At 73.5% G+C, this 10,449-nt stretch carries 5 protein-coding genes and 1 pseudogene; 2 read left to right on the forward strand and 4 right to left on the reverse strand.

The genetic code is table 11. The features are described from left to right. Nucleotides 1–266 precede the first annotated feature (266 nt). Entirely contained in the window at nt 267–5,228 is a 4,962-nt protein-coding gene (locus IE321_RS31275; protein WP_043227486.1) for an NAD-glutamate dehydrogenase, read from the forward strand. Between the two features lie 139 nt (nt 5,229–5,367). Here IE321_RS31275 and IE321_RS31280 read toward each other — a convergent pair whose 3' ends face one another. The 3 genes from IE321_RS31280 to IE321_RS31290 form a co-directional block, all read right to left on the reverse strand. Then, entirely contained in the window at nt 5,368–6,678 is a 1,311-nt protein-coding gene (locus IE321_RS31280; RefSeq protein ID WP_372470212.1) for a glycosyltransferase 87 family protein, read from the reverse strand. Between the two features lie 34 nt (nt 6,679–6,712). Beyond that, nucleotides 6,713–7,510 carry an ABC transporter ATP-binding protein gene (locus IE321_RS31285; RefSeq protein WP_226651886.1) on the reverse strand — a complete coding sequence of 266 codons (798 nt, stop codon included), beginning with the start codon at nt 7,508–7,510 and terminating at the stop codon, nt 6,713–6,715. A 133-nt stretch (nt 7,511–7,643) separates the two neighbouring features. After that, on the reverse strand, nt 7,644–8,564 hold the full coding sequence (locus IE321_RS31290) for an ABC transporter permease (protein ID WP_226651887.1): 921 nt from the start codon (nt 8,562–8,564) through the stop codon (nt 7,644–7,646). A 190-nt stretch (nt 8,565–8,754) separates the two neighbouring features. Between IE321_RS31290 and IE321_RS31295 the strand changes: the two genes are divergently transcribed. Then, entirely contained in the window at nt 8,755–9,369 is a 615-nt protein-coding gene (locus IE321_RS31295; RefSeq protein WP_370531630.1) for a TetR/AcrR family transcriptional regulator, read from the forward strand. A 71-nt stretch (nt 9,370–9,440) separates the two neighbouring features. Here the strand turns inward: IE321_RS31295 and IE321_RS31300 are convergent. Next, nucleotides 9,441–10,449, reverse strand: a pseudogene (locus tag IE321_RS31300) (FHA domain-containing protein); the annotation flags it as partial.

The following is a 10,449-nucleotide window of genomic DNA, read 5'->3' on the forward strand; positions in this document are numbered from 1 at the left end:
GCGATAGGCTTTTCCCGTGATCAGCGCGATACGCCGCGGGGGCAGTGCGGCCCCCGGCTGCCGCCCGGTCCGCTCACGCGGCCGGGCCGACCGTGCGTTCGCCGATCTCCTCCGTCCGGAAACCCCGCCCCACGTGGCCGGTTTCGATCCGGGCATCTCTCATCCGGGCATAACGTCGTCTTCGACCGGAATCACCGCGTCGAGGCGTTGTGCCCTTTCTTTCTTCCACCGACGTCACGCAACGGCGCGCGACAGGAGCAGAGGACATGCAGACCAAGCTGGACGAAGCAAAGGCCGAGCTGCTCGAGAGGGCCGCCCGCGTAGCTGAGCACAGCCCGGTCGGGGGGCGACTTCCGACGGGCCCGGAGGGCGAGCGCCCGGACCGGGACACCGTGCTCGACTACCTCCAGCGCTACTACCTGCACACCGCCCCCGAGGACCTGTCCGACCGCGACCCGGACGACGTCTTCGGTGCCGCGCTCTCCCACTACAAGCTCGCGGAGAACCGCCCCCAGGGCACCGCGAACGTCCGCGTGCACACCCCGACGGTCGAGGAGAACGGCTGGACCAGCAGCCACTCCGTCGTCGAGGTCGTCACCGACGACATGCCGTTCCTCGTCGACTCCGTCACCAACGAGCTCTCCCGCCAGGGCCGCGGCATCCACGTCGTGATCCACCCGCAGGTCCTCGTCCGCCGTGACATCACCGGCAAGCTCATCGAGGTCCTGTCGACCCAGATCCACGGCGAGCTGCCGCACGACGCGCTCGCCGAGTCCTGGATCCACGTCGAGATCGACCGCGAGACCGACCGGGCCGACCTCAAGCAGATCACCGCCGACCTGCTCCGCGTCCTGTCCGACGTCCGCGAGACCGTCGAGGACTGGGAGAAGATGCGCGACGCCGCGCTGCGCATCGCCGACGGCCTGACCGCCGAGCCCACCGCCTCCGACCTGCGGCCCACCGAGGTCGAGGAGGCGCAGGAGCTGCTGCGCTGGCTCGCCGACGACCACTTCACCTTCCTCGGCTACCGCGAGTACGAGCTCGTCGACGGCGACGCGCTCGCCGCCGTCCCCGGCACCGGCCTCGGCATCCTGCGCTCCGACCCGCACCACACCGACGGCGAGTCCGGCCACCACGCCCACCCGGTCTCCCCGTCCTTCAGCCGGCTGCCCGCCGACGCCCGCGCCAAGGCCCGCGAGCACAAGCTGCTCATCCTGACGAAGGCCAACAGCCGCGCGACCGTGCACCGGCCCTCGTACCTCGACTACGTCGGCGTGAAGAAGTTCGACGCCGACGGCAACGTCATCGGCGAGCGCCGCTTCCTCGGCCTCTTCTCGTCCGCCGCGTACACCGAGTCCGTGCGCCGCGTCCCCGTCGTCAAGCGCAAGGTCCAGGAGGTGCTGGCCGGCGCCGGCTTCTCCTCCAACAGCCACGACGGCCGCGACCTGCTCCAGATCCTGGAGACCTACCCGCGCGACGAGCTGTTCCAGACCCCGGTCGACCAGCTCCAGGCCATCGTCACCAGCGTCCTGTACCTCCAGGAGCGCCGCCGACTGCGGCTCTACCTGCGCCAGGACGAGTACGGCCGCTACTACTCGGCCCTCGTCTACCTGCCGCGCGACCGCTACACCACCCGCGTCCGGCTGCGGATCATCGACATCCTCAAGGAGGAGCTGAACGGCACCTCCGTCGACTTCACCGCCTGGAACACCGAGTCGATCCTCTCCCGGCTCCACTTCGTCATCCGCGTCGAGCCGGGCACCGTCCTCGCCGCCCTCACCGACGCCGACGTGGACCGCATCGAGGCCCGGCTCGTCGAGGCCGCCCGCTCCTGGTCCGACGGCTTCGGCGAGGCCCTCAACGCCGAGTTCGGCGAGGAGCGCGCCGCCGAGCTGCTCCGCCGCTACGGCAACGCCTTCTCCGAGGGCTACAAGGCCGACCACTCGCCGCGCGCCGCCGTCGCCGACCTGGTCCGCATGGAGGCCCTCGCCGCCAGCGGCAAGGACTTCGCGCTCTCCCTCTACGAGCCCGTCGCCGCCGGCCCCGGCGAGCGCCGCTTCAAGATCTACAAGACCGGCGACCAGATCTCCCTCTCCGCCGTCCTGCCGGTCCTCAACCGGCTCGGCGTCGAGGTCACCGACGAGCGGCCGTACGAGCTCCGCTGCGCCGACCGCACCCACGCCTGGATCTACGACTTCGGCCTGCGGATGCCCGCCGCGACCGGCAACGGCGGGGACTACCTCGGCGACGACGCCCGCGAGCGCTTCCAGGAGGCCTTCGCCGCCACCTGGACCGGCGAGGCCGAGAACGACAACTTCAACTCGCTCGTCCTCTCCGCCGGGCTCAACTGGCGCGAGGCCATGGTCCTGCGCGCCTACGCCAAGTACCTGCGCCAGGCCGGTTCGACCTTCAGCCAGGACTACATGGAGGACACCCTCCGCAACAACGTCCACACCACCCGGCTGCTCGTCAACCTCTTCGAGGCCCGCATGGCCCCGGAGCGCCAGCGCGCCGGCACCGAGCTGATCGACGCGCTCCTCGAAGAGCTGGACGCCGCCCTCGACCAGGTCGCCAGCCTGGACGAGGACCGGATCCTGCGGTCCTTCCTCACCGTCATCACGGCGACGCTGCGGACCAACTTCTTCCAGACCACGGCCGACGGAACGCCGCACTCCTACGTGTCGATGAAGTTCGACCCGCAGGCCATCCCCGACCTGCCGGCGCCGCGCCCCGCCTTCGAGATCTGGGTGTACTCCCCGCGCGTCGAGGGCGTCCACCTGCGCTTCGGCAAGGTCGCCCGCGGCGGCCTGCGCTGGTCCGACCGGCGCGAGGACTTCCGTACCGAGATCCTCGGCCTGGTCAAGGCGCAGATGGTGAAGAACACCGTCATCGTGCCCGTCGGCGCCAAGGGCGGCTTCGTCGCCAAGCAGCTCCCGGACCCCGCCGTGGACCGGGACGCCTGGCTGGCCGAGGGCGTCGCCTCGTACAAGACCTTCATCTCGGCGCTGCTCGACATCACCGACAACCTGGTCGCCGGCGAGGTCGTGCCCCCGGTCGACGTGGTCCGCCACGACGAGGACGACACCTACCTCGTCGTCGCCGCCGACAAGGGCACCGCCACCTTCTCCGACATCGCCAACGGCGTCGCGGAGGCGTACGGCTTCTGGCTCGGCGACGCCTTCGCCTCCGGCGGCTCCGCCGGCTACGACCACAAGGGCATGGGCATCACCGCCCGCGGCGCCTGGGAGTCCGTGAAGCGGCACTTCCGCGAGCTGGGCCACGACACCCAGACCGAGGACTTCACCGTCGTCGGCGTCGGCGACATGTCCGGCGACGTCTTCGGCAACGGCATGCTGCTCTCCGAGCACATCCGCCTGGTGGCCGCCTTCGACCACCGCCACATCTTCCTCGACCCCACCCCGGACGCGGCCACCTCCTACGCCGAGCGCCGCCGCCTCTTCGACCTGCCCCGCTCCTCCTGGGCGGACTACGACACCTCGCTGCTGTCGTCGGGCGGTGGCATCCACCCCCGTACCGCCAAGTCGATCCCGGTCAACGCCCACGTGCGGGCCGCGCTGGGCATCGAGGACGGCGTCACCAAGCTGACCCCGGCCGAGCTGATGAAGGCGATCCTCCAGTCGCCCGTCGACCTGCTGTGGAACGGCGGCATCGGCACCTACGTGAAGTCCTCGGTCGAGACCAACGCCGAGGTCGGCGACAAGGCCAACGACGCCATCCGCGTCGACGGCCAGGACGTCCGCGCCCAGGTCGTCGGCGAGGGCGGCAACCTCGGCGCCACCCAGCTCGGCCGCATCGAGTTCGCCCGCGCCGGCGGCCCCGAGCGCACCGGCGGCAAGATCAACACCGACGCCATCGACAACAGCGCCGGCGTCGACACCTCCGACCACGAGGTCAACATCAAGATCCTGCTCAACGGGCTCGTCGCCGAGGGCGACATGACCGTCAAGCAGCGCAACAAGATCCTCGCCGAGATGACCGACGAGGTCGGCCGGCTGGTGCTGCGCAACAACTACGCGCAGAACACCGCCCTCGCCAACGCCGTCGCCCAGTCGCCCTCCCTGCTCCACGCCCACCAGCGCTTCATGCGCCGCCTGGGCCGCGACGGGGCGCTCGACCGCTCCCTGGAGTTCCTGCCCAACGACCGGCAGATCCGCGAGCTGCTCAACAACGAGAAGGGCCTCAGCCAGCCCGAGCTCGCCGTCCTCCTCGCCTACACCAAGATCACGGTGGCCGACGAGCTGATCGGCACCGAGCTGCCCGACGACCCGTACCTGGCCGGTCTGCTGCACGCCTACTTCCCGACGCTGCTGCGCGAGAAGTTCGGCGAGGCCGTCGACGGTCACGCGCTGCGCCGCGAGATCATCACGACCGTCCTGGTCAACGACACCGTCAACACCGGCGGCTCGACCTTCCTGCACCGCCTCCGCGAGGAGAGCGGCGCCTCCCTGGAGGAGATCGTGCGGGCCCAGACCGCGGCCCGGGCCATCTTCCGGCTCGGCGAGGTCTGGGACGCCGTCGAGGCCCTCGACAACAAGGTCCCGGCCGAGATCCAGACCCGGATGCGGCTGCACTCCCGCCGGCTCGTCGAACGCGGCACCCGCTGGCTGCTCAACAACCGGCCGCAGCCGCTCGCGATCGGCGAGACCATCGAGTTCTTCGCCGAGCGCGTCGAGCAGGTCCGGGAGCGGCTGCCGCAGCTGCTGCGCGGCTCGGACCAGGAGTGGTACCAGTCGATCCTCGACGAGCTGACCGGCTTCGGCGTGCCGGAGGAGCTGGCCGTGCGCGTCGCGGGCTTCTCGTCCGCCTTCCCGACGCTCGACATCGTCGCGATCGCCGACCGCACGGAGAAGGACCCGCTGGCCGTCGCCGAGGTCTACTACGACCTGGCCGACCGCCTGCGGATCACCGACCTGATGGACCGGATCATCGAGCTGCCGCGGGCCGACCGCTGGCAGTCCATGGCCCGCGCCTCCATCCGCGAGGACCTCTTCGCCGCCCACGCGGCGCTCACCTCCGACGTCCTGGCCGCCGGCAACGGCACCTCGACGCCCGAGGAGCGCTTCAAGGCGTGGGAGGACACCAACGCGGCGATCCTGGGCCGCGCCCACACCACCCTGGAGGAGATCCAGGGCTCGGACACCTTCGACCTGGCCAACCTGTCGGTGGCCATGCGGACGATGCGGACGCTGCTGCGGACGCACAGCTAGCCGAGCGGAACCGAAGGGCCCCGCAGGACGCGTCCGCGTCCGGCGGGGCCCTTCGGCCGTTCCGGGGGCCGTTCCCGTACGGAGCCGGGGTCGTTCCCGTACGGGGCCGGTGGCCCTCTTCCCGTACGGGTCCCGCGGGCTATTCCCGTACGGGGGTGACCGTGGCCCGCCACAGACGGTGGGCGGCGACGACGGCCGCCGCGAGCAGCAGGGCGTTGCGGAGGACCATCACCGTCAGGCCGGCGGGGGCGCCGGCGACGACCTCGGCGTAGAGGACGGGGTACGCGAGGGAGCTGAGCGCCGCCGCGGGGAGCAGCAGCAGCGCCACCGGGCGCATCACCGTGCGGCGCGAGGTCAGGCAGACGGCGGCGAGGCCGAGGAGCCAGACCAGGTACTGGGGGCTGATCACCCGGCTCGTGACGGTGAGGAGCAGCACGGCGGCGAGGGCCGCGTCGAGCGGGGTGGCCTCGGTCCAGCGGACGGCCCGGAGCCGCCACAGCACCAGCCACAGCACGGCGGCGACGGTCAGCAGCAGGAACAGGTGGCCCAGGGTGGAGACGTACGGGCCGACGTACTCGTAGGCGCCGTAGCGGATCTCCGAGGTCCCCGGCCACAGGCCGGCCGCGCGGCCGAGGGCGAGCGCGGTGCCGCCCAGCGACTCGACCTGGATGCCCCGGGCGCCCTGCTGCCGCAGGAAGCCGAGCGAGTCGGAGAAGAAGAGCGCGAGGACGGCGAGGAGGGTGAGGGCGGTGACCGCCGCGGCCGTCCACGCCTCGCGGGTGGTGCGCCCCCGGGGCGTGCCGATCAGGGCGAGCGCCGGCCATCCCTTGACCAGCGCGCCGATCCCGGCGAGCGCGCCGCCGAGCCGGTGGGCGGTCGGGGAGCGGCCCTTGAGCAGCAGCAGCCCGAGGACGGCGAGGGCGGTGGCCTGGACGTCGTACCGGGCGAGCGGCAGGTGGAGGAGGAGCGGCAGGGCGCAGACCCAGTACCAGGCGCCGTGGGTGAGCCGGGAGCGGTCGGCGAGGGCCAGGCCGAGGGTGACGGCGGCGTCGGCGAGCAGGGTCAGCACGACGAACGCCTGGGTGTAGCCGAGCCAGGGCATCAGCAGGCCGGGCGCCATGATCACCAGCCCGGCGCCGGGCGGGTACTGCCAGGTCGGGTCGCCGGGCGGGAAGGTGCCGTCGGCGAAGAGGCCGTACCAGTGGCGGTAGAGGAGCCGCACCTCGTGCCCGACCCCGCCGATGCCGAGGCTGTCGCTCGCGAGCAGCGCCAGCATGCCGACGCGGGTGAACAGCCAGACGGCGGCGAGCGCGAGGGCGGGGCCGCGCCCGACGGTGACGAAGGTGGCGGACGTGAAGGTGTCCGACTGGAAGGGCGAGCGGGTGAGGGAGGGGGGTGCGGGGGCCGTGGGACCGGAGGCGCGGGAGCGGGGGCGATCGGGCGTCGTCACGCTCCGACCTTAGGTCTGTTATGTGTGTTATGCCCTACCTGGAGGGCGGGGTGGCGCCCGTCCTGGTGAACTCCTCGTACGCCGCCACCACCTCGTCCGCCGGGCCGTCCATCCGCAGCGTGCCCGCCTCCAGCCAGAGCGCCCGGTCGCAGGTCTCCCGGATGGCCGCGTGAGCGTGGGCCACGAGGAAGACCGTGCCGGCCGCGGCCCGCAGTTCGTCGATCCGGCGGCGGCTCCGACGCCGGAAGCGGGCGTCCCCGGTGGCCAGGGCCTCGTCGATGAGGAGCACGTCGTGGCTCCGGGCGGTCGCGGAGATCGCGAAGCGGAGCCGGGCGCTCATGCCGGAGGAGTACGTCCGCAGGGGGCGGGACAGGGGGCTGCCGGGGGCCGCGGAGGGGTGGGGGGAGAGGCCGCCGCGTCGGCGGGCGGCGGGGTCGGCGGGGGGCGTGGCGGGACCGGCGGCGGGGTGGTCGTCGAGGTCCTCGTCCAGGCCCTCTTCCAGGCCCGAGAAGGCGACGATGTCGTCGTAGCGGGCCGTGATCTCGGACCAGGTCATGCCCATGGCGAGGCCGCCGAGGATCACGTTCCGCTCGCCGGAGAGGTCTCCCATCAGGGCCGCGTCGACGCCGAGGAGGGCGGGTCTGCCCTGGGTGTGGATCGTGCCGCTCTCCACCGGCTGGAGCCCGGCGATGGCCTTCAGGAGGGTGGACTTCCCCGAGCCGTTCGAACCGATCAGGCCAATCGCCTCGCCGCGCCGGGCGACGAAGCAGACGCCCTTCACGGCGTGCACCCGGCGGTTGCCGCCGAGGCCGTCCGGGACGGTGTAGGCGATGTGGACGCGGTCGGCGACGACGGTGGGGGCGGGGAGCGGGGCGGTCGGTGGGGCCGGGTCGGTCGGCGCGGTCGTCGGCCCGGCCGCCTCGGTCGCCGGTGCGTTCGGCGCCGCGGTCGTCGTCTCGTCGGGGTCAGCCACGGCCGTACGTCTCCTCCGCCTTCCAGAACCATACGAAGCCGCCCGCGAAGGCGAGCGCCGCCCAGCCGATCGCCAGCGCCCACACGTGCGGCGGCAGGTTCGCCGCGGTATAGCTCTCGACGAGCGCGAAGCGGACGAGGTCGATGTAGACCGCCACCGGGTTGCACTGGAGCGCCAGGACCACCGCGTGCGGGAAGCGGCCGCGCTCCGCCAGGGAGCCGATCGACCACATCACGCCCGAGGCGTACATCCAGGTGCGCAGGACGAAGGGCATCAGCTGGCTGACGTCCGGGGTGCGGGCGGCCAGCCGGGCGAGGACGAGCGAGACGCCGGTGCTGAACAGGGCCTGGAGCGCGATCGCGGGCACCGCGAGCAGCCAGCTCCAGGCCGGGAACTCGCCGAAGCAGAGCAGGATCACGACGAGCGCGGCGAGCGACAGGAACAGCTGTTGCAGCTGGAGCAGGGCGAGCGAGAGCGGGAGGCTCGCGCGGGGGAAGTGCAGGGCGCGGACCAGGCCGAGGTTGCCGCTGATCGCTCGGGTGCCGGCGGTCAGCGTGTTGGCGGTGAAGGTCCATACGAAGACGCCGGTCAGGAGGAAGGGGACGTAGTCGGGGACGCCCCGCTGGACGTCCATCAGGACGCCGAAGATCAGGTAGTACACGGCCGCGTTGAGCAGCGGGGTCATCAGCTGCCACAGCTGTCCGAGCCGCGCCTGGCTGTACTGCGCGGTCAGCCGGGCCGTCGCGAAGGAGGCGATGAAGTCCCGGCGGGCCCAGAGCTCGCGGACGTAGGCGGGGAGGGGCGGCCGGGCGCCGCTGACGGTGAGTCCGTGGTGGCGGGCGAGGGCCTGGAGGTCCTCGTCGGGGCGGGCGGCCGGCGCGGGGGCGGCCTTGGTCGGTGGCGGCAGTGTCAGGGTCACGTGCGTGCGCTCTCGACGGAGGGGTGGGGCGGAGCTCGACGGGGGTGGGCGGAGCTCGGCGGGAGGCGGACGTGCGCCATCGCCGGCCGTGACGTCGGGACGGGTCCGTATCGTCGCTACGGCGAGGCTAGGCTCCTCCACGTCGGAACGCAACCGTATCGTCGTGACGTCACCGCTGGTTAGGATGCGGTTCATGAGCACTCCCACGCCCCGCCGCACGCCCGCCGGAGCCGCCGTGCTCCGCGAGGACGTCACCGAGGCCATCCGCGCCGCCGTCTTCGAGGAACTCGCCGCCGTCGGCTTCGCCCGGATGTCCATCGAGGGCATCGCGCGGCGGGCCGGGGTCGGCAAGACGGCCGTCTACCGCCGGTGGAAGTCCAAGCTCGCGCTCGTCCTGGACGTGGTCGGGGCGGTCGCCGCGCAGGGGCTGCCGGCGCCCGCCACCGGCTCCCTGGAGGGGGACGTACGGGCCCTGCTCACCGTCGCCTCGCACGCCCTGCGGCACCCGATCGCCTCCCAGGTCATCCCCGAACTCCTCGTCGAGGCGGCCCGGCAGCCCGAGATCGCCGCACCCGTGCGGTCGGCGCTCCTCGACGGGCAGGAGGGGGTCGTCGCGCAGATCGTCCGCGAGGCGGTGGCCCGCGGCGAGCTCGCCGCGGGCACCGATCCCGCGAACGCCCTCGACCTGATGGTCGGCCCGCTGTACTGGCGCCTCGTCGTCGCCCGCACGGGCCTCCCGAAGGGGTACGTGGACGAGCTCACGCGCGCGACGGTGGCGGGGCTGCGGGCGCTGGGCTGAGCGGTCCGCCGCCCCGTCGACGGACGGACCCGGCGGCCGGAACCCGCCCCGGGGCTCAGGGCCCCGGGGGGTCAGGCGTGGGTCAGCGGGGGGACCGGGGCGGCCTCGACCGAGCGGGCCGCACGGTCGAGGGCGCTGGCCAGCAGGGCCAGGTCCGTGGGGCCGTTGCCCAGCTCGCGGACGGGACGGCGGGCGGGCGGGTCGCCCATCCGCTCCCACTCCAGGGGGACCACGGTCGGCCGCTGCGTCGCCGTCCGGGGGATCCTGCCGGTGACGCGCCCCGCCTGGAAGGGCGTCACGCGGCCGTCGGGGTGCCCCAGCCGGCCCCGGCCGGGCGCCGGGACGTCCGGACCGGGCGTGCCCGGCGGAGCGTCCAGGACCACGCGGAGCCGGGCGCCGTGCGCCAGGTCCGTGTCGACCGTCCGGTCCGGGCGGGCGGAGGTCGCGATCAGGTGCACCCCGAGCCGCTCCCCGTGCCGCGCGACGGCCTCCAGGGCCCGGACGACGGAACCGGCGGCGGGCCGGCCGGGGGCGCCGAGGGCGGGGGCGACGAGGGCGTCGAAGTCGTCCACGAGCACGACGAGCCGCGGCAGCGGCACCCGGCCCGTGGCCGGTCGCGGAAGGTGGTCCTCCTCGCCCCCGGGCCGGGGCACGCGCGCGCCGCTCCGGTCGCCGGCCGGCGCGTGCCCGTCGTCCGGACGCGAGGTCCGGCCACTGGCCCGCCCGCCCAGGTCCGCCGCCCCGCCCGACCGCCCGCCGAGCCGGCCGCTCGACGCCGCCGTGACGTCCCCGGCCCCGGGCCGGGCGGTCCGCCCGCTCACGGCTCCGCCGACGTCACCCGACGCCGGGTGTGGGATCCGGGCGCTGCTCGACCGGGGCAGGTCCCCTGAGCCGGGGTAGGGGGTGCGTCCGCTCGCGGCACCGGGGACGTCGCCCGAGCCGGGGTACGGGGTGCGTCCGCTCGCGGCAGCGGGGACGTCACCGGCGGACGGGTGCGGGATGCGGCCGCTGCTCGACCGGGGCAGGTCGCCCGAGCCGGGGTACGGGGTGCGTCCGCTCGCGGCAGCGGGGACGTCACCG

The organism is Streptomyces hydrogenans (assembly GCF_014656075.1).
Lineage (GTDB): Bacteria > Actinomycetota > Actinomycetes > Streptomycetales > Streptomycetaceae > Streptomyces > Streptomyces hydrogenans.